The 26,296-nt window shown below is 59.1% G+C and carries 28 protein-coding genes; 15 read left to right on the forward strand and 13 right to left on the reverse strand.

What is annotated here, in order from left to right:
• The first annotated feature begins 25 nt into the window (after positions 1–25).
• Entirely contained in the window at positions 26–805 is a 780-nt protein-coding gene (locus GM154_RS06695) for an N-acetylmuramoyl-L-alanine amidase (RefSeq protein ID WP_219651474.1), read from the forward strand.
• Here the strand turns inward: GM154_RS06695 and GM154_RS06700 are convergent.
• On the reverse strand, positions 802–1,230 hold the full coding sequence (locus GM154_RS06700) for a MarR family winged helix-turn-helix transcriptional regulator (RefSeq protein ID WP_074821319.1): 429 nt from the start codon (positions 1,228–1,230) through the stop codon (positions 802–804). The two genes, GM154_RS06695 and GM154_RS06700, sit on opposite strands and share 4 nt — an antisense overlap.
• A gap of 55 nt (positions 1,231–1,285) precedes the next feature.
• Between GM154_RS06700 and GM154_RS06705 the strand changes: the two genes are divergently transcribed.
• Positions 1,286–2,083 (forward strand): siderophore-interacting protein, encoded by a 798-nt coding sequence (locus tag GM154_RS06705; RefSeq protein ID WP_258019735.1) that lies wholly within the window; start codon positions 1,286–1,288, stop codon positions 2,081–2,083.
• Positions 2,080–3,453, forward strand: coding sequence for an MFS transporter (locus tag GM154_RS06710; RefSeq protein ID WP_219651478.1), 1,374 nt, complete (start codon positions 2,080–2,082; stop codon positions 3,451–3,453). The genes GM154_RS06705 and GM154_RS06710 overlap by 4 nt, the downstream gene beginning before the upstream one ends.
• A gap of 29 nt (positions 3,454–3,482) precedes the next feature.
• On the opposite strand, the gene GM154_RS06715 is transcribed toward GM154_RS06710, so the two are convergent.
• Both GM154_RS06715 and algB read right to left on the reverse strand, forming a co-directional pair.
• A complete protein-coding gene (locus GM154_RS06715) occupies positions 3,483–5,273 on the reverse strand; it encodes an ATP-binding protein (protein ID WP_219651480.1) in 1,791 nt (596 codons plus the stop codon).
• Positions 5,270–6,613, reverse strand: coding sequence for a sigma-54-dependent response regulator transcription factor AlgB (gene algB / locus GM154_RS06720; protein WP_010796561.1), 1,344 nt, complete (start codon positions 6,611–6,613; stop codon positions 5,270–5,272). The genes GM154_RS06715 and algB overlap by 4 nt, the downstream gene beginning before the upstream one ends.
• 526 nt (positions 6,614–7,139) lie before the next feature.
• Here algB and GM154_RS06725 point away from each other — a divergent pair.
• Together GM154_RS06725 and GM154_RS06730 are read left to right on the forward strand one after the other, a co-directional pair.
• The gene (locus GM154_RS06725; protein WP_010796562.1) at positions 7,140–7,385 is read left to right on the forward strand and encodes a hypothetical protein; all 246 of its coding nucleotides are present in this window, start codon (positions 7,140–7,142) and stop codon (positions 7,383–7,385) included.
• Positions 7,386–7,683: 298 nt separating this feature from the next.
• A complete protein-coding gene (locus tag GM154_RS06730; protein ID WP_010796564.1) occupies positions 7,684–7,845 on the forward strand; it encodes a DUF1328 domain-containing protein in 162 nt (53 codons plus the stop codon).
• 247 nt (positions 7,846–8,092) lie between these two features.
• On the opposite strand, the gene wrbA is transcribed toward GM154_RS06730, so the two are convergent.
• Positions 8,093–8,689, reverse strand: a complete 597-nt coding sequence (gene wrbA, locus GM154_RS06735) for an NAD(P)H:quinone oxidoreductase (RefSeq protein ID WP_150348269.1) — start codon at positions 8,687–8,689, stop codon at positions 8,093–8,095.
• 224 nt (positions 8,690–8,913) lie between these two features.
• On the opposite strand from wrbA, the gene GM154_RS06740 reads away from it, so the two are divergent.
• Positions 8,914–10,143, forward strand: a complete 1,230-nt coding sequence (locus GM154_RS06740) for a nucleoside recognition domain-containing protein (protein ID WP_219651482.1) — start codon at positions 8,914–8,916, stop codon at positions 10,141–10,143.
• A gap of 4 nt (positions 10,144–10,147) precedes the next feature.
• Here the strand turns inward: GM154_RS06740 and GM154_RS06745 are convergent, their stop codons facing one another.
• Positions 10,148–10,795: a hypothetical protein gene (locus tag GM154_RS06745; RefSeq protein WP_073450068.1), complete on the reverse strand. Its 648-nt coding sequence runs from the start codon at positions 10,793–10,795 to the stop codon at positions 10,148–10,150.
• Between the two features lie 156 nt (positions 10,796–10,951).
• On the opposite strand from GM154_RS06745, the gene GM154_RS06750 reads away from it, so the two are divergent.
• Complete coding sequence (locus GM154_RS06750; protein ID WP_010796568.1) at positions 10,952–11,185, forward strand: DUF1161 domain-containing protein; 234 nt, start codon at positions 10,952–10,954, stop codon at positions 11,183–11,185.
• On the opposite strand, the gene GM154_RS06755 is transcribed toward GM154_RS06750, so the two are convergent.
• Both GM154_RS06755 and GM154_RS06760 read right to left on the reverse strand, forming a co-directional pair.
• Complete coding sequence (locus GM154_RS06755) at positions 11,182–11,619, reverse strand: hypothetical protein (RefSeq protein ID WP_219651483.1); 438 nt, start codon at positions 11,617–11,619, stop codon at positions 11,182–11,184. The two genes, GM154_RS06750 and GM154_RS06755, sit on opposite strands and share 4 nt — an antisense overlap.
• 35 nt (positions 11,620–11,654) lie before the next feature.
• Complete coding sequence (locus GM154_RS06760; protein WP_010796570.1) at positions 11,655–12,074, reverse strand: hypothetical protein; 420 nt, start codon at positions 12,072–12,074, stop codon at positions 11,655–11,657.
• 130 nt (positions 12,075–12,204) lie between these two features.
• On the opposite strand from GM154_RS06760, the gene GM154_RS06765 reads away from it, so the two are divergent.
• Positions 12,205–13,293: an aminopeptidase gene (locus GM154_RS06765; RefSeq protein ID WP_219651485.1), complete on the forward strand. Its 1,089-nt coding sequence runs from the start codon at positions 12,205–12,207 to the stop codon at positions 13,291–13,293.
• Here the strand turns inward: GM154_RS06765 and GM154_RS06770 are convergent.
• Both GM154_RS06770 and GM154_RS06775 read right to left on the reverse strand, forming a co-directional pair.
• On the reverse strand, positions 13,290–14,195 hold the full coding sequence (locus tag GM154_RS06770; RefSeq protein WP_010796572.1) for a D-hexose-6-phosphate mutarotase: 906 nt from the start codon (positions 14,193–14,195) through the stop codon (positions 13,290–13,292). The two genes, GM154_RS06765 and GM154_RS06770, sit on opposite strands and share 4 nt — an antisense overlap.
• A gap of 145 nt (positions 14,196–14,340) precedes the next feature.
• Positions 14,341–16,011 (reverse strand): Na/Pi cotransporter family protein, encoded by a 1,671-nt coding sequence (locus GM154_RS06775; RefSeq protein ID WP_219651487.1) that lies wholly within the window; start codon positions 16,009–16,011, stop codon positions 14,341–14,343.
• A 514-nt stretch (positions 16,012–16,525) separates the two neighbouring features.
• On the opposite strand from GM154_RS06775, the gene GM154_RS06780 reads away from it, so the two are divergent.
• The 4 genes from GM154_RS06780 to GM154_RS06795 all read left to right on the forward strand — a co-directional run bounded on the left by GM154_RS06780 (position 16,526) and on the right by GM154_RS06795 (position 19,970).
• Complete coding sequence (locus GM154_RS06780) at positions 16,526–17,533, forward strand: methionine ABC transporter ATP-binding protein (protein ID WP_010796574.1); 1,008 nt, start codon at positions 16,526–16,528, stop codon at positions 17,531–17,533.
• Positions 17,533–18,207 carry a methionine ABC transporter permease gene (locus tag GM154_RS06785; RefSeq protein ID WP_219651489.1) on the forward strand — a complete coding sequence of 225 codons (675 nt, stop codon included), beginning with the start codon at positions 17,533–17,535 and terminating at the stop codon, positions 18,205–18,207. The genes GM154_RS06780 and GM154_RS06785 overlap by 1 nt, the downstream gene beginning before the upstream one ends.
• A gap of 89 nt (positions 18,208–18,296) precedes the next feature.
• On the forward strand, positions 18,297–19,076 hold the full coding sequence (locus tag GM154_RS06790; protein WP_219651561.1) for a MetQ/NlpA family ABC transporter substrate-binding protein: 780 nt from the start codon (positions 18,297–18,299) through the stop codon (positions 19,074–19,076).
• Positions 19,077–19,193: 117 nt separating this feature from the next.
• On the forward strand, positions 19,194–19,970 hold the full coding sequence (locus GM154_RS06795) for a MetQ/NlpA family ABC transporter substrate-binding protein (RefSeq protein ID WP_125888148.1): 777 nt from the start codon (positions 19,194–19,196) through the stop codon (positions 19,968–19,970).
• A gap of 61 nt (positions 19,971–20,031) precedes the next feature.
• Here GM154_RS06795 and GM154_RS06800 read toward each other — a convergent pair whose 3' ends face one another.
• The 3 genes from GM154_RS06800 to GM154_RS06810 all read right to left on the reverse strand — a co-directional run bounded on the left by GM154_RS06800 (position 20,032) and on the right by GM154_RS06810 (position 22,144).
• A complete protein-coding gene (locus GM154_RS06800) occupies positions 20,032–20,469 on the reverse strand; it encodes a VOC family protein (protein ID WP_219651491.1) in 438 nt (145 codons plus the stop codon).
• An 88-nt stretch (positions 20,470–20,557) separates the two neighbouring features.
• Positions 20,558–21,718, reverse strand: coding sequence for an MFS transporter (locus GM154_RS06805; protein ID WP_150348261.1), 1,161 nt, complete (start codon positions 21,716–21,718; stop codon positions 20,558–20,560).
• Positions 21,719–21,769: 51 nt separating this feature from the next.
• Positions 21,770–22,144 carry a MarR family winged helix-turn-helix transcriptional regulator gene (locus GM154_RS06810; RefSeq protein WP_010796582.1) on the reverse strand — a complete coding sequence of 125 codons (375 nt, stop codon included), beginning with the start codon at positions 22,142–22,144 and terminating at the stop codon, positions 21,770–21,772.
• A gap of 337 nt (positions 22,145–22,481) precedes the next feature.
• Between GM154_RS06810 and GM154_RS06815 the strand changes: the two genes are divergently transcribed.
• The 3 genes from GM154_RS06815 (at position 22,482) to GM154_RS06825 (ending at position 24,409) form a co-directional block, all read left to right on the forward strand.
• On the forward strand, positions 22,482–22,649 hold the full coding sequence (locus tag GM154_RS06815) for a rubredoxin (protein ID WP_010796583.1): 168 nt from the start codon (positions 22,482–22,484) through the stop codon (positions 22,647–22,649).
• 148 nt (positions 22,650–22,797) lie between these two features.
• The gene (locus tag GM154_RS06820; protein WP_219651493.1) at positions 22,798–23,952 is read left to right on the forward strand and encodes an NAD(P)/FAD-dependent oxidoreductase; all 1,155 of its coding nucleotides are present in this window, start codon (positions 22,798–22,800) and stop codon (positions 23,950–23,952) included.
• Between the two features lie 184 nt (positions 23,953–24,136).
• Positions 24,137–24,409, forward strand: coding sequence for an HU family DNA-binding protein (locus tag GM154_RS06825; RefSeq protein WP_010796585.1), 273 nt, complete (start codon positions 24,137–24,139; stop codon positions 24,407–24,409).
• Positions 24,410–24,557: 148 nt separating this feature from the next.
• On the opposite strand, the gene GM154_RS06830 is transcribed toward GM154_RS06825, so the two are convergent.
• Positions 24,558–26,144 carry a SulP family inorganic anion transporter gene (locus GM154_RS06830; RefSeq protein WP_197872362.1) on the reverse strand — a complete coding sequence of 529 codons (1,587 nt, stop codon included), beginning with the start codon at positions 26,142–26,144 and terminating at the stop codon, positions 24,558–24,560.
• Positions 26,145–26,296: the final 152 nt, after the last annotated feature.

Raw genomic sequence — 26,296 nt, forward strand, 5'->3', positions numbered from 1 at the left:
AAAAGTTGTCCGAGGTTCTTGCGTCATGCGTCTGCTACTGCCCTTGTTATTGCTCTTCAGCACCTTGCTCGCCGGTTGTGCCGGCGGGCTTCGCATCAATACGGACCACACGGCCAAGGATCAGGACAGTCGTGTGCAGTACATCGTGCTGCACTACACCGCATCGGACTCGCAACGCTCCCTGGCCATGCTGACCCATGGCGGTGTAAGCGCCCACTACATGATTGACCAGGAAGGCACGATCTACCGGTTGGTCGACGAAAATCGCCGTGCCTGGCACGCCGGGGAGAGCGAGTGGGAAGGGCGGACCTGGCTCAACGCGACGTCCATCGGGATCGAGATGGTAAACCTGGGCTTCCGTGACACGCCCACAGGACGTCAGTGGTATCCCTTCACGGAAGAGCAGATCAAGGCGCTTATCCCGCTACTCAAGGATATCCAGCAGCGTCACCGCCTGGGGCCGAATGCCGTGATTGGCCACAGCGACATCGCACCGTCCCGCAAGCAGGACCCGGGCCCGATGTTCCCTTGGGCGCGTCTGGCCGCTGCCGGTATCATCAACTGGCCAACCCCGGCCACGGTCACACAGCGGCAGGCCAGCCTGGGTGGCGTTCTCCCTCCGCCTGCGTGGTTCCAGCAGCAGCTGGCCCGTGTTGGTTATGCCATACCGCAGACCGGCCTGCTGGATAAGGCGACCCGCGATGTGATTGCGGCCTTCCAGATGAAGTACCGCCCAGGTCGATTCGACGGTGAGCCGGATCTGCAGACGGCAGCCTTGCTGCTCAGCCTGCCAACGGGCCGTTAACCTCCCTTCGGGTTCGCGTCACGAACCTTGCCTAGCAGGCGCAGCAGCTGCGCCTGCTCATCGGCTTCAAGCGGTGCAAAGACAGCCTCCAATGCCTGCCGACGGGGTGCCTGCGCGAGCGTAAGTGCGTGCCGGCCGGCATCAGTCAGGTGCACCAGGACTGCCCGGCGGTCATCCGGGTGGGGCTCACGGCGAACCAGTCCGTCACGTTCCAGCGCATCAATGGCATCTGTCAGGGTGCGGGGCGCGTGCTTCAAATGTTCCGCAAGCACACCGGGGCGACAGGGGCCGAGCTTATCCAGAAGGCTCATGACCTTATAACGGGCAAACGAGAGCCCCGAGGCTTGCAGAGCGCTATCCAGATGCTGACGCATGCTGCGCTTGATGTCGTGCAGGGCTTCGGCAATTTCAAAAATGGTTGACATGGTGCATCACTTATCTTGAATATAGTGAGGAACCTCAATGAATGGGTCCTCTTTAATGACTGCATCATTTCATAGCCGCACGGCAGATTCCAGTACACGTCACGTTTTTCAGCGCGTCCGCCATGAACTCAAACGTCGCTGGGCCCAGGTCGTACGCCGTGAAAGCCTGGGTGGCGATATGCTGCGCCTGACCTTTGGCGGCCCGGATCTCGCGGATTTCAACAGCCCGGCCTTCGATGACCATATCAAACTGTTTCTCCCAGCCGATGGGGCGCCTATCCGCAGCGTTCCGCTGGATAGGCTTGTGGGCCGCCATTACACGCCGCGCCGCTATGACTCTGCTACCGGTGAACTCGACATCGACTTTTACCTGCACGAAACAGGTGTAGTCACCGCGTGGGCTGCCCAGGCCCAGCCGGGCGATGAGATCGTGATTGGCGGTCCCAGAGGCTCAATGCTTCCGCCCAGCGACTTTGACTGGTATCTGCTGGCTGGTGACGAAACGGCCCTGCCGGCCATGGCACGCCGTCTTGAGGAGCTGCCCGCCGACAAGACAGCTATTGCGCTGTTAGAGGTAGCCCGACCAGGCGGCGAAATCCCCTTGCCGAGTCAGGCGGCCGTGACGCTGATCTGGGTCTACCGCGAGACGACGAGTGATTCGCTGGCGGACTCGCTGGCGCGATTGCAACTGCCCGCAGGTGAAGGCTACGCCTGGATCGCCAGTGAAGCCGGTGCTGCACGCGCCGCTCGGCAGGTGATGATCGAACAGCACGGACTGCCTCGCGAATGGGTCAAGGCAGCCGGCTACTGGAAACGCGGCGAAAGCGATCAGCACGTGAAGCTTGAAGATTGAACACAACCACCTCTTCCTCAGCTCCTGCGGGCAGTGATGGCCTGCCAACGCCCCGGCGCTATCAGGCCATTGCGGCGCTGCTGGCGGCCATCAGCATGACAGTTCTGGATTCGGGCATTGCCAATCTGGCGCTGCCTACCATTGCCCAGGCACTTGATGTTTCCGCCGCGCAGTCAGTCTGGATCGTCAGTGCCTATCAGCTGGCGCTGGTGGCCCTGCTGCTGCCCTTGGCAGCGTTGTCCGAGCGGATCAGTCTGCGCCGTGTATTCGGCGCCGGGGTCTGTCTGTTCAGCCTGGCGTCGCTCGGGTGTGCCCTGGCGCCGGATCTCTTCTGGCTGGTGCTGGCGCGAGCACTTCAGGGCATTGGGGCTGCTGCCATCATGTGTGTCAGCGCTGGCATCGTAAAGCTGACCTATCCCAGGCATCTGCTGGGACGGGGCATCGGTATCAATGCGCTTTGCGTTGCCCTGGGATCAGCCCTGGCACCCAGCCTGGGCGCCGGCATCCTGGCCTTGGGTGGATGGCCCTGGCTGTTTGCGATCAATCTGCCCATAGGACTGGCTGTTCTGATGCTGCTCAAGGCCTTGCCGGATAACCCACGGGCGCAACGCCGTATCGATCCACTCAGCGCACTGCTCAATGTCGCCTTGTTCTGCGGTGCCATCGGTGGGCTTGAGCGACTGGCAGTAGAGCCCCTGCAAGGTGCTGCGCTATTGCTCGTGGCGGTCGGCTGCCTGTGGGGGTTGTTACGTCGTGAACGGGGTCAGACGGCGCCGCTGCTGCCGGTGGATCTGCTTGAACACTCAGCGTTCCGCCATGCGATCATGGCGTCCATCTGCTCGTTCGCTGCACAAATGCTGTGCTTTCTGGCTATTCCGTTTTACCTGCAGCATCAGCTGGGGCTCACACCGGTACACGTAGCCTTGCTGATGCTGTCCTGGCCGCTGACGGTGGCCGTGGCCGCTCAGGTCGCCGGGCGTCTGGCGGATCGTTACCGCCCCCAGACACTGTGCATGCTGGGTGGATTGGGTATCGCCCTGGGATTGGGAATTACCGCGGTCTGGCCGCTGGCACAAGGGCAAGGCCCACTGGTGGCTTTCATGATCATCGGCGGGCTGGGCTTCGGCTTTTTTCAGGTGCCCAACAACCGGGTCATGCTGACGTCCACGCCGTCTTCCCGGACCGGAGCGACAGGAGGCATGCAGGCGACTGCACGGCAGACCGGCATGGCCCTGGGCGCCGCCGCGCTGGCCATCCTGCTGCATCTGTGGCCGGAGGGAGCGCCTCGTCTGGGATTGGCCCTGGCTTCGGCATTGGGTCTGTTAGCGGCCTGGGTCAATTGGCACGTGCCAAAAGAAGATCAGGCATAAAAAAGCCGCCTAGTAGGCGGCTTTTGCGTTCAGGTTGGCAGGGTCATGAAGAATTGCGTTCCCTGGCCCGGTCGCGAGACGACGCCAATACGCCCGCCGTGGAGCTGAATGATCTCCTTGCAGAGCGCAAGGCCAAGACCGGCACCGCCTTTCTTGGTACCAATCTGCACAAACGGCTCGAATACCCGGCCTTGTTGGGCATAGGCGATCCCTTCACCGTTGTCCTGTACAGCCATAAGCAGGCGATCGTTCTGACGCATGGCCTGAAGCGAGACGCGGCCACCTGCAGGGGTATGGCGAAGGGCATTGCTGATGAGGTTGTCCAGCACCCGGCCCATTTGTGCCGGGTCCAGCGTGACGCGGGGAAGCGGGGTATGCAGCAGTTCCACCACCAGTTCGACCGACTTGTCCCGAGCGGCATCGGCATGCCGTGCGCGGGCCTGATCGAGCAGCTCGCTAACTTCACTCGGGACCTTCTCGGGACGTTGCAGGCCGCTCTGATAGCGTGAGAAGTCCAGCAGGTCGTTGATCAGGCGGACCAGGCGATGGGTTTCCTCATCCACTGTCTGCAGCAGGTAAGCCTCACGCGAGTCTTCGGGAAACTTCAGGCGCTCCTGCAACAGGGCAAAGGCCATGTGCATGCCGGTTACCGGCGTCCGTAGCTCATGGGAGGCTCGCAGGACGAACTCGTTGCGGACCCGGTCGAAGGCACGCTGCTCGGTCACATCACGCAGGACCATCAAGGCACCAACACTGCGGCCGTCGGCATGGTTGACCGGCGTGACTGTCCAGGCGAGCAGGCGTGTCTCACCCGCAATATCGATCTGCAGATCTTCCGGGACAGCTTCCAGCGTCTTGCCGGACAGGACACGCTGGACGGCTTCGTCGATATCCGGGCGTTGCAGGGCCGCGCCCAGGAGCTGACCCTGACGCTCGTCATCCCAACCTAGCTGACGGTTCGCCACCGGGTTGGCATGTTCGATATGTCCGAGGTAGTCGAGGATGATCAGGCCGTAGTCGATACTGTCCAGCACCGCTTGAAGACGACGTTGCCCGGCCACCAGGGCCTCGATGTTGGTCTGGCTCAGCTGACGCAGGGACTCGGCCATGGAGCCGAAGCGGCGACTCAGCAAGGCCAGCTCGGTCACCTTGGAGGTCGGCAGGGTAATGTCGAAATGCCCTTGGCTGATCTGGTCGGCTGCCTTGGCCAGCGAGTCGATAGGACCGCCAAAGCGACGTGCAATGGTGTTGGCCGTTGCAAATCCAATCCCCAGGATAGCCAGCCCGACGAGCCCCAGCAGGACGGCAATCAGCGTGGCCCGGTTATGGGCGTGTTGCTGGGTACTGTCCATGTCGCTGATAAAGCTGGTCTGCAGGTCATACACCTGATTGCGCAGGCTGTTGACCAGGTCCAGAAAAACCTTGTTCTCCCTGAGCGCAGAGTATCCATCCGGTGGATTGCCCAGCATTTTGTAGTACTGGTTGTACTTGCTCTCGAGCTGACTCAGCTGCTGGATATCGTCCGGATGGCTGACCAGGCTCTGGGTCGTGGCCAGGTAGTTGCGAAACTCCTGATCATGATTGCGAAGCTGATTAGCGTCCGGCGCCCCATCCATGAGCGAGTACAGCTCGTTGCTCAGCTCCTGCCGCATGCCCAGTGAGGCGTTGATGAACAGCAGCGTGTGCTTGTTGTAACTCTCCTGGCTATTGGAGAACTGCAGGACACTGACCAACCCGATAATGAGTCCGAGCAGCGCAACGGTAATGAGCGCGGAAATGCTCAGGAACAGGCGTGTCCTAAGTTTTATCGGAAGCTTCATAGCCCGTACTGCTTGCGTTTACGGTAGAGCGTCGACGAGTCGATGCCGAGAATTTTGGCGGCCTGATCCAACGTCTCGCTTGTCGCCATGACTGCCGCAATATGCGCCTTCTCGAGCGCTTCCAGGCTCATGGTCTCACCCACACGCGGAGCGCTACTGGCGGAGCTGGGCTGTTCGGTCAGGCCAAGGTTGGTAACGTCCACCAGATCCTTGCTGCAGATAATGCTGGCGCGCTCGATTACGTTGCGCAGCTCGCGGACGTTGCCGGGCCAGTCATACTTACGCAGCGCTTCCTTGGCTTCCTCACTGAATCCATGGGCCGGACGGCCATAGTCCTTGACGAAGCGGGCCAGGAAACGCTCGGCCAGATCAATGATGTCTTCCTTACGCTCGCGAAGCGGCGGCAGGGTCAGCACGATGACGTTCAGGCGGTAGAGCAGGTCTTCGCGGAACTCACCTTCCGCCACCATCTGCTCGAGGTTGCGGTTGGTCGCGGCAAGAATGCGTACATCGGCACGGCGCGTGACCGGATCGCCCACCCGCTCATATTCCTTATCCTGGATGAAGCGCAGCAGCTTGGGTTGCAGGGCAAGCGGGAAATCACCGATTTCGTCGAGAAACAGAGTACCGCCATCGGCTTGGCTGACGCGACCCAGGGTGCTTTCACTGGCTCCGGTAAACGCGCCGCGGGTGTGGCCAAACAACTCGCTTTCCATCAGGTCGGCGGACAGGGACGGGCAATTGATGGTGACAAAGGTTTTCTTGGCGCGGCGGCTCCAGGCATGGATGGAGCGGGCCAGCTCACCCTTGCCGGAACCGGATTCGCCCAGAATAAGAATATTGGCGTCGGTCGTAGCGACCTGTCGGGCCGTTTCCAGTATCGACATCATGGCCGGACTACGAGATTCCAGACCCAGGCTGGACTTGCGTACTTCACCTTCGAGCGCTTCAAGGCGAGCGGACAGCTGGCGAAACTCCAGCTGCTTGGCCGCGGCCATGCGCAGCTGATCAGGGCTGCAAGGTTTAACCAGGTAATCGGCAGCACCAGCCTGCATGGCATCGACCGCTGTATCCACCGCCGAATGGGCGGTAACGATGACTACCCGCATCCAGGGTGCCTGGATACGCATCTGTTGCAATACATCCAGACCGTTGTCCTCGCCCAGGCGTAGGTCGAGAAAACAAAGGTCGTATACCTGCCGCAGCAGCAGGGCTTCGGCCTGAGCGGCCGAGTTGGCCGTAGCGACACTATAACCAGCATCTTCAAGGCAGAAACGGAAAGTACGCAGGATCGCTGCCTCGTCATCGACGAGAAGAATCCTTCCGCTCGGTTGATCCATGGAATGTTCTCCGTAGGTACATCCCGCACCTATATAAACAGAAGGGGGCGGGAGGTCTGTGCCTTAGTCAGTTGTGAGTCGTGCAAGTTGCAATATGCACGACAAACGATGCAAGTCTTTTGATGAGATGTCATGACGCGCTGACAGGGGCAGATGGAGGAGGGGCCATGCAAATTGCAGGGAAGCCTCGAAAAACACCAGCCTTACTACCGATCCGGCCAGGAATTCGGTACAGACAACGAGGCACTGACGCTGAGGTTTCGCCTTTTCCTTTAAGGAAGGCAACACAAGTAGAGGCCGTTTGGCTTGAGAAGTTCGCCAGGACGGTCAGTTTTTCTCTATAGGCATCATGCAAAACGCAATGCTTGAAACCCTGCATCTTGCAGTATGCAAGCGGCAGAAAGCGGATCTAGTTTTTAACTTATTGATTTTAAAGGATTTTTTTTATTCAAAAACTTGGCATGCCGTCTGCAATATCTCTTGCATAGAGCCTGAAACGGCCAATAACAGTTGAAGGAGTAAACCCATGGTCAGCCAGATTGCACGTAACAATATGATCTGTTCGGCATTCTTCGCAGGTGTAGCAGCAGTGCTGTTCACCACTGGCCATACCTCTACTCCTGTTGCTGCTCCGCAAGCCGTACCTCACATTGAAGTGAAGGCACCGGCGGCCAAGCCTCTGGCAAGCCATGTAAGCGTCGAGCAGCAAAAAGCCATTCCGGCTCAATCTACTGTTGACCGTTTCCCCCGTCAGACTCGCTGGGTTTTCTAAGGAGACGCTTGCGATGTTCGGGACCTACACAACCTTCGCTTTGACCTTCGCCAGCGCGATAGTTCTATTGGGCCTTGTAGCCAGCATGATTTTGATCGGCCGTGCGTTAAAACAGACGGATAGCCGGAACACACGCGATTTAGAAGTATCCATACCGAGGAGCCTATCTTTCTCGGAAAGCGGTGCCAGAGAGTCTCGGATAAGACAGTCGGCCTGGCCTGAGAAAGTAAGTGTGTCTCGATAATCAACTAGAAATCCAAACTAGAAACCAGAGAAAAGTAAGACGAGGAGAATCATCATGCTGAGCTGGGCTATCACGTTTCTAATCATCGCTATCATCGCAGGTGTTTTGGGCTTCGGCGGCATCGCCGGTACAGCAGCAGGTATTGCCAAGATCCTGTTCGTTCTGTTCCTGATCCTGTTTGTGGTGTCCTTCTTCTTCGGTCGCCGCCGACCCTGACACAGGGCCTGCGATTGTCATCAAATCGTAGCCGTAGGCCGGTTTAATGACCTGACCGAACACACGCCCCGACTTGTCGGGGCGTTTAGGCCAAGGGGCTTGGGTGCTTTGCGGTAAGAGGAGCATCCTCAGGGTACAGGGAGTACCTTCGTCGTTACGAGCCAGGCTGGACGATATATCCCCCAGACGTTTTGGGCCTCGACCGTGGGTCTTGAGGACTAAAACGCCTGGGGGACATAATTTTGGGTTACTGCATTTTTACCGCCAGCTTGGCGACATGCTCGCCCTGATGGCTCGCCAGTTGTAGTTCCTTGGCGCTGGGCAATCGAGAGCCATCGGCTCCTGCCAGCGTGGCTGCGCCGTAAGGCGAGCCTCCCCTCACTTCAGTAATATCCGCCAGCATGGGGTCGGTATAAGGCATACCGACAATCAACATGCCATGGTGCGCCAGCGTGTTCCAGAAGGACGTAATGGTAGTCTCACTACCGCCCCCGGTTCCCGTCGAAACGAACACACTGCCCAGCTTGCCCACCAATGCACCCTTGACCCACAGACCGCCCGTCTGATCGAGGAAGGTGCGCATCTGGCCCGCCATGTTGCCGAAACGGGTTGGTGTTCCAAAGATGATTGCATCGTAGTCAGCCAGCTCTTGAGGCGTGGCGACTGGCGCTGCCTGATCAAGCTTGGCGCCAGCATTGCGGGCCACGTCTTCAGGCATGGTTTCGGGGACGCGCTTGATCGTCACTTCAACGCCCGGTACACGTCGCGCACCTTCTGCCATGGCTTCAGCCAGGCGCTCGATATGTCCATACATGGAATAGTACAGAACCAGAACTTTCTTCATGTCGTCTCCTTGGTTAAAACAGAGGGCCGAGTGACGGCCTTTTGATGGCTTAAGAAAGGACAACAGCGGTCAGGAATCGTCGGCAGGTTTCTCTTCCTGAACCATCTCAATTCTGGTTGATACCTATCGACGCGTTCGACTTTTTACAGGCGCAGGGCTGCTCGACCTTCGCCATCGGGAGTCAACCCTCGTATCATCCCCGGCTGGTTTCGGGGAGATGCATCATGCTGAACGGGTTATGGCTGGGCTTTTTCATCGTGGCGGCGATCAGTGCGCTGGGAAGATGGTTGATCGGAGACGATGCAGGCGTGTTTGCAGCCATGGTCGAGAGCCTGTTTGCCATGGCCAAGCTGTCGGTAGAGGTGATGATCCTGTTATTCGGCACACTGACGCTCTGGCTGGGTATCCTGCGTATTGCCGAGAAGGCCGGTCTGGTCGAAAAACTGGCTTATGTCCTTGGGCCGCTGTTCCGCCGTTTGATGCCGGAAGTACCTGCCGGCCACCCGGCGCTGGGGCTGATTACGCTCAACTTTGCAGCTAACGGCCTGGGTCTCGATAATGCGGCCACGCCTATTGGCCTCAAGGCCATGCGGGCTTTACAGGACCTGAATCCCAAGCCGGAAACGGCCAGTAATGCACAGATTCTATTCCTGGTGCTCAATGCGTCCTCCCTGACGTTACTGCCCGTCACTATCTTCATGTATCGCGCCCAACAGGGTGCGCCTGATCCAACCTTGGTCTTCCTGCCTATCCTGCTGGCGACCAGTGTCTCCTCACTGGTCGGGCTGCTATCCGTTTCGTTCATGCAACGGCTCAAGCTGTGGGATCCGGTCGTCCTGGCGTGGCTGGGTGGCGGCGCACTGCTTCTGGGCGGCTTCATGAGCATTCTGGTCACCTTGTCGGCAACGGCCCTGGCGGCATTGTCGTCGCTATTAGGTAATCTGGTGCTGTTCGGCCTGATCCTGATGTTCCTGATCTTTGGCGCGCTCAAGCGGGTGCCGGTTTACGAAACCTTTGTAGAGGGTGCAAAAGAAGGATTCGAGGTTGCCAAGAACCTGTTGCCCTATCTGGTTGCCATGTTGTGCGCGGTGGGCGTGTTACGGGCATCAGGCGCACTGGAAATCATTCTTGACGGTGTTCGCCATGCAGTGGCCTGGCTGGGTTGGGACACCCGCTTTGTCGATGCGCTGCCTACAGCACTGGTCAAGCCGTTTTCGGGCAGCGCCGCCCGCGCCATGCTGATCGAGACGATGCAGGCCAAAGGCGTGGACAGTTTTCCAGCCTTGATTGCGGCCACTGTCCAAGGCAGTACCGAGACGACCTTTTATGTGCTGGCTGTCTACTTTGGTTCGGTAGGTATCCAACGGGCTCGCCATGCTGTCGGATGCGCACTATTGGCCGATGGCGCCGGGGTGCTGGCGTCTATCCTGGTCTGCTATTGGTTTTTCGGCTGAGTCATCAATTTTCGAATTCCGCCATCCAGTGCTTGCGAACGATGCGGCGCTGGCGACGGGTCGTGAACTGTTCTGTCTGCCGGCTTTCGGCAATCAGTGAACAGTAATGCCCTTTGTACTGACCCAGGCGGAAGCGGCGGCGTACACCGATGGGGTGCCTGTCGGAGCCATAAAATGCGATCACGTGGATTTCCAGACCATCAAAGACCCAGCCTTCTGGCGGGTGCATGCCATTGAGTTCCAGATCGTGTGCAGCGGCTACCCGGGAGATCAATCGTTGAAAGGTGCCAATGTGCGTAAAGTCACCCGTTTTCAGCGGTCCCTGGCGGGTGGCTTTATACAGCTCGGCATCCTGATCGAAATCATCCTCGCTGCTCTCGCGAACATCCGTCACATCCGCCTTGAGCGTACCGCGCGAGGTGTGCAGGTGCACGATCAGCTGGTTAATGAAGATCGGCTCGGCACTCATGTTGGAAAGCAGGCACAGGGCGCCTACCCCCTTGCCGGCGCCGCGGTTGATAATGAGCCGCGGTTGACGCTGGCGCTTGAAGCCGCTCAGCAGCAGCTGTGCATAAAAGATCCATACCAGCAACGTGCAGCCGGAGATGAACAGGGTTAGGACGTCACGGTACTCGCGTAACCAATCCAGCATTGGGCTACCTTTAAGGGAAAATTTGCACCTTATTGGAAGAGCCCCCGGTAGGCTGGTTCCCCGCGTGGTGCCTTTCCGTGACGGGGTACTAGAAACTCAATGTGACGGCCCTAGTCAAAATCAAGAAGGGCATTGCCCGCTCAAGGAGTGAAACCTATGAAAACGCTTGGATTGTTCGTTGCAGCCAGCCTGTTTACAGCCCCGCTCTGGGCGGCACCGTTACCATGCGATCAGCTCAAATCTGAGATCGAGGTAAAGATCCAGGCCGCCGGAGTCAGCTCGTACACGCTGGAAATCGTACCGAACGCAGACGTCACCGATCCCAACATGGTGGTGGGTAGCTGTGAAAACGGCACCAAGAAGATCATTTACCAGCGTAACGATGGCTAGAGCGGAATGCACTGACGCTGACGAACCGTTCCAACCGACTGCCCCCGGCTATCGTGCAGCTCCAGCCGGGGCTGGTCCATGTAGGCTGATGCCTCGATGCGGTAGCGTTCGCCTGCCTTGAAATCACCGTACTGGACGATCATGTAGCAGTTGATCTCCACCGGCTCGTAGCCAAAGCCCATCATGCCGCCGCCCGGAACCATGCCGCCCAGCTCGAACTGATAGCGAACCTGTAGCTCATGCGCGCCGGGCGAGACCTGGAAGTAGCGTCCGTCGTCGAGCCGCTTGCCATCCAGACGATCCGCCATCAGCACGTTGCCTACCGAGGCCATCTGTATGTGCAGATCCACCCAGGCCATATTGGGGTCCTTGGGAGGAAGAGGACTGGCGCAGCCTGCCAGCAGTACGGCGGCGAACAACAGGTGCTTTTTCATGGCCTTTAGCCCGAGCGAGTCTGTGAGAGTATCGATTAGACATCGCCGCAGCGACTTTCTCCACCCCGTGCGACTTCCTGCTGACTGGCATCGTACAGCTTGGCCCAGGCGCGGAACCCGGCTTGCTCAGCCTGTAGCCGATAGCGTTCGCCCGCCGAGAAATCCTTGTAATGGACATTGAGCAGGCAAGTGCGGACCAGGGGCGTGGCACTGGGGCCGATATTGGCCGGATCGACCTTGAACTGGTAGCGCACCTGAAGATCATGGCTACCGGGTTGCACCTGGAAGTAACGGTCGTCCTCAAGGGTCTGGCGATCGGCTTGCTGGGCTTGGAGCAGATCCGGTTTTTCGGTCTTGAGGTCGATCCAGGCCTGGGAAGGGTCCGGCTTGGGCAGCGGCATCAGGGAACAGGCAGTCAGTGCCAGGGCAGGGCACAACAGGAGAATACGACGCATGAGTGAGCTCCAGACAAAGGTAATGCAACGGGGCAGGATTCTCGGCTTCCTTCCTCAGTGCCGGTTTCCATGGGGCCGATACTCATACTAGAGTGTCGCCTCCTCATACCGGCGCTCCAGGTTATTTACCATGTCCCGTCTCTGGTTAGCCCAAGTCGACCTTAAAAGCTTGAGATGGGTTCCATTTATCGCGGCCCTTTGGCTGTGCGGCTGCTCGTCTGTCGGATATTACGGGCAGATGGCAAAGGGGCAGGCGGCCCTGTTATGGCAGCGCACACCCATCACCCAGGTCATTGATGATCCTTCTACCGATCCGGCCCTGAGGCGTCGCCTTGAGCTGGCCCTGCGCGCCCGTGAGTTCGCCAGTCAGCAATTGGGCTTGCCGGATAACCGCAGCTATCGTCTGTTCGTAAAGCTGGACCGGCCCTACGTTGTCTGGAATGTCTTTGCAGCACCGGAGTTCTCACTCTCGCCCCTGACGCATTGCTTTCCCATTGCCGGTTGCGTGGCGTATCGCGGTTACTACCATGAAGAGGCAGCGCAAAAGGCGGCAGAGCCGCTCAAGGCCAAGGGGTGGGATACCTATGTGGCAGGTGTGCCAGCGTATTCGACGCTGGGATGGTTCGATGACCCGCTGCTCAGCAGCATGCTGCGTTGGGATGACGATCAGTTGATTGCAACGATCTTCCACGAGCTGGCCCATCAGAACCTCTATGTGCAGGACGACACGACCTTTAATGAGTCCTATGCCAACTTCGTCCAGCAGGAAGGGCTTCGCCAGTGGTGTGCGGCTCAAGGGTTACCGCCACCTGATCCGCTCCGCGAACAACAGTACCGGCAATTCGTAGGGCTGATACTGGATACACGTAAGCAGCTTGAGTCGCTTTATGCTCAGCCGCTTGCAGCCGAGGCGATGCGACAAGCAAAGGGCAAGGTATTCGAGACGATGCGGCGTGACTATGCACAGCTGAGGGATACACAGTGGCGAGGCGATCACCGCTTTGATGCCTGGATGGCAGGTCCGCTAAATAACGCAAAGCTCTTACCGTTCGGGCTATATGAGCAGTGGGTGCCGGCCTTTGCTGCCTTGTATGCCGAGCATCCCGGAAACTGGCCAGCCTTTTATGCACGTGTCCGGGCGTTGGTAGCGTTACCAGCCGCCGACCGCCAGGCTCGGTTGAAAGCCCTGGCGGAGCGGCAGGCAGAACAGAACGATTAGAGCGGTTCGCTCCAGAGCGTGGCGCTGATCTGACCGGTCTCGCCGGGAGCCAGCACCATCACATCGTCCATGACACGGGCGGTCTCGATGCACAGCATGCGCTGCCAGGCATCATCGGCGAACGGTGTCAGACGCTTGGATTTTTCGATCCAGGGGTTCCATAGGACCGCAGACGAGGTGTTCTTGGTCTCGATGAAAATACGGCGATTCCACTGAGGGTCACGAATCCCCAGGCGTGAGGGCAGCCCCTGATAGACGCGGTCCACTTCCTGGTCGATGACCGGCTCGCCGTTCTGGCGCTTGCGCTCCCAGCCGTCGAGGCAATCGTAGTAGTCAGCGTGGGTAAAGCCCTCAATACCGACCTGACGGGAGTCGCTCACAGCAAAGTAGGTGTGCAGGGCCTGGCTCAGGGTCAGCGTCTGATCACCAATGTTGCGAGTGGTAAGCGTCATAGTGAGACGATCGCTCACCTCAACCGACAGGGTCAAGTCGGCGGCATGGGGCCAGCCAGGCATGTGGGCGGCAGAGGTCTGGTAGTGGAAGTCCAGGCGGACGCGGTCCACATCCACATCCATGTCACCGGTTGCCCACCCGGCCTGACGAACGAGGCCATGCTGCGGGGCGCCTTCTACCTCGGTCAGCATGTGCTGAACGGCCGGCGGGTTACGCTTGATATCGCCAAACCAGGGCCAGCAGACCGGTACGCCGCCACGAATGGGTTGGCCATGAATGAATTCGGCATCCGGATTGTCCCAGATGATCGGCTGCTCGCCATCAAGGCCGAAGCTGAGGATATGGGCGCCCTGGCAGGCAATCACGGCTTCGGCACGGCCGATACGGATACGCCAGCAGGGCAATTCGCCCTTCTGGATCTGTTCAACGAGGGGAGCGGCTTGGGTCATCAATAATTCCTTGGTCGTTATTATCAGTGAGCGCTGGGCCTGTTCGGTTTGGCCGCGTCAATCGGTTCCGGCAGGACATGACAAGACCTGCCGGATAAGGTGAGTAGAGTAGCGCTATCTCGCGCCACGGTGTGCGTTTCGAAGGCTACGACTCATGAAGGTCGGGTGGGGTTTCCATTGAAGCTGCGTGCTCGGTCTCATATCCGGATTCCGCCTGCTCCAGGACGCCATAGGCGATACTGCAGAACAGCGAATTGAGACGCTTCATGTCTGACAGCAGGCCAAGGTGTAGCGAGCTGGTCTCGATGCTTTGTACGACCTGATGGTGCAGACGCTCCACATGGGCGTGGGCGTATCGCCGCTCCAGGACGCGAAAGCGCTGCTTGGCACGCCGCAGGCGACGGGCCGAGTCGGCATCGCCAGACAGAAAGACTGACAGGCATAGCCTCAGGTTGGCCATCAGGTAGCCGTGCAATGCGGCGAGTTCTTCAAGGCCTTGCTCGGAAAAGGAGCGATTGGCCGAGATTTTCTTGTTTTCCAAATCACTGGCCATGCGCTCGATGATATCTCCGGCCTGCTCAAGGTTGATGGCCAGTTCGATGATCTGCGCCCAGCGACGGCTGTCCCGATCCCCCAGATCTTCTCGCGGAATACGGGCCAGATAGAGCTTGATGGCGGTGTAGAGCGCATCAACATCATCATCCAGGCGGCGGACTTCCCGTCCCTGGGCCTTGGTGCCACCGCTTATCAAGGCCATCAGCTCCGTGAGCATATGCTCTACCACATCGCCCATACGCAGCGCCTCACGGGCGGCGTTGGCAAGCGCCAGGGCGGGGGTATCCAGTACGGACGTATCCAGATGACGTGGGTTCATGGTGATGTCTGCCTGCGGCCGATCCGGCAGGACGAGCGTACAGAAGCGCGCCATCGGACGTGTCAGGGGCAGGAACACCACACAGCGGACGAGGTTGTAGAGTACGTGGAAGCCGATCACCAGCTCTGCGGCCGCCAGTTCCCAGTTGTCCATCCAGTCGGCCACGGTGTCGACCCACGGCAGTACCAGCGCGCAGCCGGCCAGCTTGAACAGCAGGCTGCCCAGGGCTACCCGTCGACCGGCCGGGGTCTGGCGAGACGCACTCAGCATGGCCAGAAGACCGCTGCCCAGATTGGCACCCACCACCAGGCAGAGGGCCACTTTCAGCGAAATGACGCCTGAGCCGGCCAGCGTTGCCGTCAGCAGGACAGCCGCAAGACTGGAATAGGAAATCATGGCGAACAGAGCCCCGGTCAGGGCGTCGAGCATTTCGTCTCCGGTCAGTGAGGAGAACAGCACCTTGACGCCCGCAGCCTGGGTCATGGGTGTTGCGGCCGCTACGATCAGCTCCAGCGCCAGAATGATCAGTCCCAGCCCGATCGCCACTCGGCCCAATTGCCCGGGACGGGACTGCTTGTGACCAATGAAAAGAATGACGCCCACCAGGATCAGCAGCGGAGAAAGCCACGACAGATCAAAGGTGAGCACACGGGCCATTAGTGCCGTCCCTACGTCGGCGCCCAACATGATCGCAAGGGCAGGCCTGAGGGTCATAAGCCCCTGGCCTACGAAGGAGGTTGCCAGCAGCGCGGTGGCATTGCTGCTTTGCACGAGTGCGGTAACCCCAATGCCAGCGGCAAAGGCTAGCGGGGTGTGACGTACGCTGCGGCTGAGTACGCGACGCAGGTTCGCCCCGTAGACCCGCATGATGCCGGTCCGGACGATGTGCGTTCCCCATACCAGCAGGGCCACCGCAGAAAGAAGGTTCAGTAGTGTCAGCATTCAGGCGCCCTCCCGGCGCAACTGCTTCCCGGCTGCCTGGCCAGGCTGTAACAAAAGTTTCACATTCATATGACATGCAGGCCGCAGCGTCTGCTGAGACGGCAGGACGGTAATCGGGGCTATACAGGGTTAGTCGCCTGTGTAAGGCATATGTTCAGCCTGTGGAGAGCGGCCTTTTTCGCGCTAGGGGCGCAGGAGCACACCGTAAACGCTCTAGCTCGGCAGACGGCGCGAGTTAGGTCGGGAGTGTTTTCGCTGAATATGGCGTCTGACTGATTGTGAATCGACACAAGGTAAGGTGTTCGCGGCAGGGGTGCGTTATAGTCCGCCGCCGTGTCCATATGCCATTTTTGCCACTGCATTTAGAAAACAAATATTAAGAAGATATAAACAGCCGCGGTAAACTGTGCGTTTATGTGGGCGCTTTGCCAGCGTCATATCGATAAATCAGGAGGCACAGCCGCTTATCAGGGCTGACCACGCCTACAGCAATACCCACAAGGTTTCGCGTTAAGTGATCGAATTTCAGAACGTTCAAAAGACCTACCTCGTTTCAGGTCGCCAGGTGCCGGCGCTCCAGTCGACCAACCTGCGCGTCGAGGCGGGCGAAGTCTTCGGCCTCATCGGCCACTCCGGGGCCGGCAAGAGCACCATGCTGCGCCTGATCAACCGGCTGGAAGCACCCAGCGGCGGCCGGATCATTGTGGATGGCGAAGACGTCACCGCGCTGGACAGCGCCGGTCTACGTGCCTTCCGCCGTCGCGTCGGCATGATCTTTCAGCATTTCAATCTGCTGTCATCCAAGACCGTGGCGGCCAATATCGCCATGCCGCTTGAGCTGGCAGGTGGACATTCCCGCGCCGAGATCAACGCGCGCGTGGATGAATTGCTGGCCCGTGTTGGCCTGACTGACCATGCCCGCAAATACCCGGCACAGCTCTCGGGCGGCCAGAAACAGCGGGTCGGCATTGCCCGTGCGCTGGCGACGCGGCCAAAGATCCTGTTGTGCGACGAGGCCACCAGTGCTCTCGACCCGCAGACCACCGGACAGGTGCTGCAGCTGCTGGCGGAGATCAACCGTGAGCTGGGTCTGACCATTGTGCTTATCACCCATGAGATGGATGTGATCCGTCGCGTCTGTGACCGCGTGGCGGTACTGGATGCCGGCACAGTTGTCGAGCAGGGCACAGTGGCGGATGTCTTCCTGCATCCCAAACATGCTACCACTCGGCGCTTTGTGTTCGAGGCCGAACACGTGGACGAGGGCGATCTGATGTCGTCCTACAGCCATGTGGAGGGTCGTATCTTGCGCCTGACCTTCCGTGGCGAAGCCACCTATGCGCCTCTTCTGGGTCAGGTAGCCCGGGAAACCGGCGTGGATTACAGCATTCTGGGCGGTCGAATCGACCGTATTCGCGAAGAACCCTACGGCCAGCTGACCATTGCCCTCGTGGGAGGGGATCTGGACGCCGCTCTGGCTCGTTTCGACGCCGCTGATGTAACCGTGGAGGTCATTCGTTGATGGACGCTTTTCTCGCCTTTTTTGCCGATATCGACTGGCCTGAAATCTGGCAGGCTACCCTCGACACCCTGCAAATGCTGGGCTGGTCGATGTTGTTTACCGTACTGCTCGGCTTGCCGCTGGGCGTTCTGCTCTTTTTGACCGGCAAGCGGCAGTTGCTGGAACAGCCCATCGTGTATGGCCTGCTGTCGTTCCTGGTGAACGTCCTGCGTTCGATTCCCTTCATTATCCTGTTGATTCTGATGATCCCGATTTCCGTATGGCTGATCGGCACCTCGCTGGGCGTCGAGGGTGCTATTCCGCCGCTGGTGGTGGGGGCTGCGCCCTTCCTGGCACGTCTGGTCGAGACGGCGCTGCGCGAAGTGGATCGTGGCATCATCGAGGCAACCCAGGCCATGGGCGCAAGCCTCTGGCAGATCGTGACCCGTACCCTGCTGCCCGAGGCCCTGCCTGGCCTGATCGCCGCTGCAACCGTTACAGCGATTGCGCTGGTGTCCTACACGGCCATGGCGGGCGTGATCGGTGGCGGTGGTTTGGGTGATCTGGCGATCCGCTTCGGATACCAGCGCTTCCAGACCAATGTCATGGTGGTCACCGTCGTGCTTCTGCTGATCCTGGTACAGGTGCTGCAGATGGTCGGTGACCGCCTGGTTGTAAAGTTCAGCCGCCGCTAACAGGCTGTCCGCCGGGCCTCAAGGTCCGGCGGAAAATACTAGCATTACACGCTGTTCCCTCTTATTTTCGAAAGGAATCCGCTATGTCTCTGAAACGTACCCTGCTTTCCGTTGCGCTTGGTTTTGGTCTGGTGACAGCGGCTCATGCCGAGACCCTGAAGGTGGCAGCGAGCCCTATTCCCCACGCGGAGATCCTTGAGCTGGTCAAACCCCAGCTGGCAAAGGAAGGTGTAGATCTGGAGGTCAAGGTCTTCAACGACTATATCCAGCCGGATCGCCAGACCGACCAGAAGCAGGTCGATGCCAACTATTTCCAGAGCAAGCCCTATTACGAGTCCTACCAGAAGAGCAACAAGGACAGTAATCAGGTGCCGGTCGTAGCCGTACACGTCGAGCCGTTTGGCGCCTATTCCCAGAAGATCAAGTCGGTTTCCGAACTGAAAGACGGCGCGACCATTGCCATTCCCAACGATCCAACCAACTCCGGTCGCGCGCTGCTGCTGATCGCCAAGCAGGGTTTGATCACCCTGAAAGATCCGAACAACATCTCTGCCACCCAGCGCGACATCGTGGATAACCCCAAGCACCTGAAGTTCAAGGAGCTTGAAGCCGCTACGCTGCCGCGTGTACTGAACCAAGTGGACCTGGCGCTGATCAACGCCAACTACGCGCTGCAGGCCAAGCTGGTACCGACCAAGGATGCGCTGTTCATCGAAAGCGCCGAGTCGCCCTACGCCAACTACCTGTACACCCGTGCGGAAAAAGCCAACGATCCAGCCATCCAGAAGCTGGCCAAGGCCCTGACCACGCCTGAAGTGAAGAAATTCATTCAGGAGAAATATCAGGGTGGCGTTGTTCCCGCGTTCTGATCGTAATGACCTGATCGGGTATGAGGAGAGGGGTTGAGGGGTAGACCTTGAACCCCCATCTCCTGGACTGATCCGCGTGTCGTTGACATGCTTTTGAATCTGCCGAGGAGTTTGACCATGAAGAAACTGATTGCCGCTGCTGCCCTGCTGGCTGCCGCCGTCACTGCCCATGCGGCAGAAAAGCTGAGCGTGGCGGCAACGCCTGTTCCGCATGCCGAGATTCTGGAATTCGTAAAGCCCCAGCTGGCGAAGGAAGGCGTGGACCTGGACGTCAAGATTTTCACTGACTACGTTCAGCCCAACCTGCAGGTGGCCCAGAAGCGTCTGGATGCCAACTTCTATCAGCACAAGCCTTACCTGGACGAATTCAACAAGAGCCGCGGAACCGATCTGGTGCCGGTCGCTCAAGTGCATGTGGAGCCGTTCGGTATCTACTCCCAGAAGGTCAAAAGCCTGGATGAGGTCAAGGAAGGCGCAACCGTTGCCATTCCCAGCGACGCCACCAATGGCGGCCGTGCCTTGCTGCTCCTGGAAAAAGCCGGTCTGATCACGCTCAAGGATAACTCCAATATCCTGGCTACCCCGCGTGACATCGCCACCAATCCCAAGAAGCTCAAGTTCAAGGAGCTGGAGGCCGCTACGCTGCCGCGTGTGCTGAACCAGGTGGACCTGGCGCTGATCAACACCAACTATGCGCTGGAAGCCAAGCTGAACCCGACCAAGGATGCGCTGCTGCTGGAAGGCAAGGAATCGCCTTATGCCAACCTGCTGGTTGCCCGCCCGGACAACAAGGACAGCGATGCCATGCAAAAGCTGGCCAAGGCCCTGACCAGCCCGGAAACCAAGAAATTCATCGAAGACAAGTACAACGGTGCGGTTGCTCCGGCGTTCTGATCGCTTCGATAACAAAAAGCCCGCCCTGAACCGGCGGGCTTTTTTATGGGTACGATCCGGATTAGCCGGGCTGCATCAGCTCAACCACAACCCGATCGGGCCCGTGGATCGTCACGACTTGCCAGCCCTCACGGGGACCCTGGGTAATGATACGGGGCGCTGGCGCCTCATACCCCGCCTTGCGAATGTGCACCAGTCGCGCCTCAAGGTCATGGACCTGAAACAGGAGGGGAACGACCGCAGGGATTTCAGGCTCCGGTAGCTGATGCACAGGAATAGGCTGCTCGATCAGCAGCACACGGTAGTCATGAGCTTCCAGCTCGACAACAGCGGTCGCCTGGAGGCTCGAAAGCGCTTCATCAGCAGCTGATTCGCTTCGGCGACTGAGCGTGAAGCCAAGGGCAACCGCCCAAAAATTCAGCGACTCGGCTAGTGACGGAACAACAAGTCTGAGGTGATCGGAACGGCGTAAGACGGTAAGAGGCTCGCTTGAAAACATCAAAAATATCCATGGCTAGTCGCCTAAGGGTATCTCGTTGAGCCTGCTAGGCTGAGAACCGGTAAGTAAAGATTGAGTAAAGCCTGTCTCATTTTGAACCTTCGAAGGACTCAGCTTCGGGCACCGGTAAAGCGCCGCGGATCTGCACGATAATGATCATGACCAGCGCCCCCGCAGCCAGCAGCAAAGGCATGGCGTGGCCGGTCAGCCATTGGCTGGCGGCTCCGGTGGTTAAGGGGCCGAGCAGGCAGCCGAAGCCCCAGAGCTGGGCGATACGGGCATTGGCCTGGACCAGCTCGGCGTCCCGGTAACGTTCGCCAATCAGGATCAGGGCGAGGGTGAAAATACCACCGGCGCTGGCACCAAAGATCACCAGTAACGGCCAGATGTAGGTGGTGTGCAGCAGGAGCGGCATGGCGAGGCTGGTCAGCAGCAGTGTGACACCACATGCCTTGAACAGACCGGTGCGCGAAACACGGTCAGCCAGTGCGCCCAGCGGCAGTTGTAGCAGGGCGTCTCCGGTCACGACCGTGCTGGCCATGAGCAGGGCGGTACGCTGGTCAAAGCCTTGGTTCAATGCGTACACCGGCAGCAGTGTCAGCATCATGGCCTCGAAGGCGGCAAATAGCACAACTGCCCAGGCGATGGCGGGGAGTTGCCGGCAAAAGCGCAAAAGGCCGCGGCCAATGGAGCCATGATCGCTGGCTTTGGGCGCACCGCTGCGGCCTACAAGCGCAAGGGAGCCCATGATGAGCAGGGCGGTACTGATCCAGAAGCCGCCGTTGCCTTCAGTGCCAATCAGGGTCAGAACCAAGGGGCCGGTCAGCTGGCTCAGGGCATAGGCGCTGCCATACAACGCCACCAGTTTGCCGCGCCACTGTTCAACGATGATCTGGTTGATCCAGCTTTCACCGAGCACGAAGATCATGGTCAGAATAACGCCCAGCAGTAACCGGAGCAGTACCCAGACGCTGTAATAGGGCAGGAGGGACAGCAGCAGTACGGACAGCGCACCCGCCAGAAGGCAGAGCTGCATCAGCCGCGGCGTACCGATACGAGCGGCCAGGCGTCCGGTTATACCGGCCCCCACGATGATACCGATGGCCGGCGTGGCCGCCATGAACCCAATGGCGAACGGGCCGTAGCCCCAGTTTTCCAGCCTCAATGATACCAGCGGCATGGTGATGCCCAATGCCAGACCCACACTGATGATGGCGCCCAGCACGGCAAAATAGGTCCCCCAGCGCATGAGCGCTCCTTGTGGTGCAGAGGGTAATAGGACAGCACGTGCCGGCGAGAGTTACGCCTTGTTCAGCTTGCCGAAATGCTCGCAGGCGGCATCGCAGAAACGCTCCAGCCGGTCGACGATATCCGGTGTCAGGCTGACCCAGCGCACCCGACGGTCAACATCGCCATTGGTTTCAGTCAGATAGCCCCGGTCGATCAGATGCTGGACATATTTGACGGCGGTGCGCCGGCTGATGCTGGGCATGAACGCATAGAGATCGGTTTTGCGCAGGGATTGATCCTGCCGCTGCCACATGTTGATGAACAGGTCGGAGTAGCTGAGATCGCTTAGCCCCAAATCGCCGAAATGAGCAATCCAGCTGTTGTCCATGGCCAGAATGGCGTGTGCAACAGCGCGGCGTTTGGTTTGACTGAAGCGACGGGTCATGATCGTTACCGGTAAGTGCAGACAGGCAGGGCCTGTTTGTTGGCTTTCTTGTCTCGGTGGCTAGCGCTTGGCACCCACCGTTTACAGGGCAACACAGGTTAAGCGGCTCGCGGCAGCTGACGAGCACGCGCAGTGTAATGGCTGGACGATATCCGCCGGTAGCGTTTGTATACAGGCGCGCGCCTGTTGTGCGCTAGTGGTCATGCGTGACACGCAGGACAGATGAACTAGAGGAGAAAATACGTTTCCGATAGGCTGAGAAGAACCGGTGACATGTGTGATGCCCAGAGCCTCACCGGATCACCAGCCCTGATGAGTTTTTAAGGACACGATAACGATGCGTAAGTGGCAATGTATTGTCTGCGGTTACATTTATGACGAAGCGGCAGGCTGGCCGGATGATGGTATTGCGCCTGGGACCCGTTGGGAGGATGTTCCGGAAGACTGGATGTGTCCGGATTGCGGCGTCGGCAAATCCGATTTTGAAATGATCGAGATCGCCTGATCCGCTCCTTCCCAAGCGGCCGACCGGTTGCTGTCTTCGTCCCGGGTCTGCGTTGATGACAGGCCCGGTGACACATTCAATAATGCGTGAACCTATCTGAGCGGGGCGCCCGGTGACGCCACGCCTGAACCAACGCAGAGAGAACGTTATGAGCGAAATTTTACCCCTGGTCATCATCGGCACAGGGTTGGCGGGCTACAACCTGGCCAAGGAATGGCGCAAGCTCGATAGCCAGACTCCTCTACTCATGATTACGGCCGATGACGGGCGTTCCTATTCCAAGCCCATGCTGTCCAACGGCTATGCCAAGAACAAGCAACCTGATGAGCTGGTCATGGCGGAGCCGGGGGCAATAGCTGATCAGTTCAATGCCCGGATCTTTACCAATACCCGCGTTACGGCTATCGACCCTGGCCACAAGCGAATCTGGCTGGGTGAGGAAGAGGTTCGCTACGAAAACCTTGTCCTGGCCTGGGGCGCAGAACCTATTCAGGTGCCCGTTGCAGGAGGGTGCGAGGACGCTTTCTTCCCAATCAACGACCTGCAGGACTACGCCCGTTTTCGTCAGGCAGCTGAAGGCAAGCAGCGCGTGCTGATTCTGGGGGCCGGGTTGATTGGCTGTGAGTTTGCCAATGACCTGCGAAGCGGCGGCTATGACGTGGATGTGGTCGCACCGTGTGAGCAGGTCATGCCCAATCTTGTTCCTGCCCAGGTGGCAGCAGCCGTTCAGAGCGGGTTGGAAAGCATTGGCGCGCGGTTTCACCTGGGGCAGACGGTGACACGGCTGGAGCGCGAAGGGGATGGGTATCTGGCGCACCTTTCCGATGGTGCGACTCTACCCTGCGACGTAGTGGTGTCGGCTGTAGGTCTCAAACCACGGGTTGATCTGGCGCAGGCGGCAGGCCTTGAGGTCGAGCGCGGCATTGTGGTCAATCGCGAGCTGCGTACCTCCCATGAAAACATCTATGCCCTGGGAGACTGCGCCGAAGTGGAAGGGCAAAGCCTGATGTATGTGATGCCGCTGATGGCCTGTGCCCGTGCTCTGGCCCAAACGCTGGCCGGAAAGCTCACGGCAGTTACTTATGGTCCGATGCCAGTAACGGTAAAAACGCCAGCCTGCCCGCTGGTTGTCGCATTGGTCAACAAAGGGGCCAAGGGTGAATGGCGGGTTGAAGGAAGTGGAGCGGATATCAAGGCGTTGTGCGTTGATAGTGAAGGTAAATTGCTGGGTTATGCCTTGAGCGGAGCAGCCGTCAGCGAAAAATTGGCGTTAAACAAGCAATTACCACCCGTTCTGGCGTAATGACTGAAATACAACGTTACATTCAAGACGCGTCAGTCGTATGGAAAAAGCGCTGAATGCGACTGGCGCGCGGGTTTGGGCCGTGCCATGCTCAGAGTGCCTGCTTAAACGCGGCTGCTCCGCTCCAGACAAGGGGTGGAGAGTACGGATACAACAACAATAAACACCTACAAGAGGCATCTTTATGCGCAAACCGGAACTCGCCAGCGCCATCGCTGAAAAAGTCGGTCTTTCCAAGGAACAGGCCAATACCGTTCTCAATGCCGTGCTTGATGAAATTGCCAATGCATTGCACCGCAAGGATAACGTCACGTTGGTAGGCTTCGGTACTTTCCTTCCCCGCCATCGCGGAGCCCGTACAGGCAAGAACCCGCAAACCGGTGAACCGGTCAAGATTCGCGCCAGCAATACCGTGGCTTTCAAGCCCGGCAAGGCCTTGCGCGACAGCATCAGCTGATCCCTTGCGCACTGCCTGTATCGGCGTGCTGGGTATGAACTGTCTGGCCCTCTCCCGCCTTCCAGACCGCTATACCCGAAGCTCACCGCTACAGGGCATCTGCGTCTAACTATCCGGCGGGCACCTCTGTACCCGCCGGACACACAGGCTAGGCGGCCGTCTGCACGGCGCCTGTCGAGGGTGATCCGCCCAGCGAAGCCGCTTTATGGTAGCGACCTTCCAGACGACGCTTGAGCGCGCGAGGCTCAATGATCAGCTTGACGCCATTGGACTCGTTGGTCCGTTCCCAGTCTGCCAGCAGCTCCATGCAGGCATGATCGATATAGCTCACGCGATCCAGTGGTACATGCAGGGTTGTACCCGGCTTAACGCCTTCCAGCACTTGAGTGATTTTGGGCACCTTCAGGAAGGTGGCCGAGCCGCTCATGCGCAGTTCTGCCTGGGTCTCGTCTTCCTTGTCATAGACCAGAGCTACTTTAAGGCGTGAGGCCTTGAACGCCAGGGTGGCTACCGACAGGGCAAAGCCTAGAACGACACCCGTGAGCAGGTCGGTAAAGACAATGGTCAGCGCCGTCACGGCATAGATCAGGATAGGCGTACGTCCATACTGCTTCAGGCCTTGCAACGCCGAAGGACTGGCCAGTTTTACGCCGGTATAGACCAGGACGCCTGCCAGGCTGGCAATCGGGATTTGCTTGAGCACGAAGGGGAGCGCGGCGACGAACGCCAGGAGCCAGGCACCATGCATAATGGCCGATGCACGTGTTTTAGCGCCAGCCTGAACATTGGCTGAGCTACGAACGATTACCCCGGTCATAGGCAGCGCACCGACGATACCGCACAGCAGGTTACCGACGCCCTGGGCTGACAGCTCACGATCGAACTGGGAACGGGGCCCCTGGTGCATCCGGTCAACCGCTGCGGCGGACAGCAGCGTTTCGGCACTGGCAATAAACGCCATGGCAACCGCTGCCATGAACAGTGTCGGGTTGGTCAGCATGCCCAGGTCGGCAAAGGTAATCCAGTCAATGGCATCGCCGAGGTTGTCCGGCACGTTGACCCGGTTGACGTCCAGATTCATCCACAGGCTGGCCATCGTAGCTGCCGTTACGGCGATCAGCGCGCCTGGCAAAAAGCGTAGCGAATGTGGCCGTTTCTTCTCCCAAAGCCACATGATGGCGATGGTGGCGATACCCAGCATGGCCGCATAGGCACCGCTGCCCTCGTGTCCGCCCCATTCACCGGCTGCCTGTACGGCGGCCTTCGGAAAACCGACCAGGTTGGAAAGGCCCGACGCTTGCGGTGAGGCATCGAGCATCACATGGACTTGGGACAAGACAATCAGAATACCGATACCGGCCAACATGCCATACACCACGGCAGGCGAGGTGACGCGGAACCAGGCGCCCAGCCGGGCAAAGCCCGCTGCGACCTGAATGATCCCGGCCAGGATCAGCACCGGCCCGAGGGCCTTCATGCCATGCTGGTTGACCAGTTCGAATACCAGTACGGCAAGCCCTGCGGCCGGGCCGCTGACCTGCAAGGGGGAGCCGGCCAGAAAGCCGACGATGAGGCCACCAATGATGCCGGTCACCAAGCCCTTGGCTGGCGGCATTCCGGAGGCGATGGCGATGCCCATGCACAAAGGCAGGGCAACGAGAAAGACTACCAGCGAGGCCAAGGCATCGCGTGGAAAGGTCTGCTTGAGTGATGCTGCAGAAGTGTTTCCGAGCATGGTCCTATCCTCCGTAAAAACGCATAGCAACCTGTGCCAGAACCCTTCCTAACCGGCTCTGGCAGAGTCGTTTACCCACACGAAGACGGACAGCGCCCATGACTGCAGGCAGCCATGGGCCTCGTCTGAAAATGACCAGCTATGTTGTTTTT

The sequence above is a fragment of the Pseudomonas sp. MAG002Y genome (genome assembly GCF_019400845.1).
Classification (GTDB): domain Bacteria; phylum Pseudomonadota; class Gammaproteobacteria; order Pseudomonadales; family Pseudomonadaceae; genus Chryseomonas; species Chryseomonas luteola.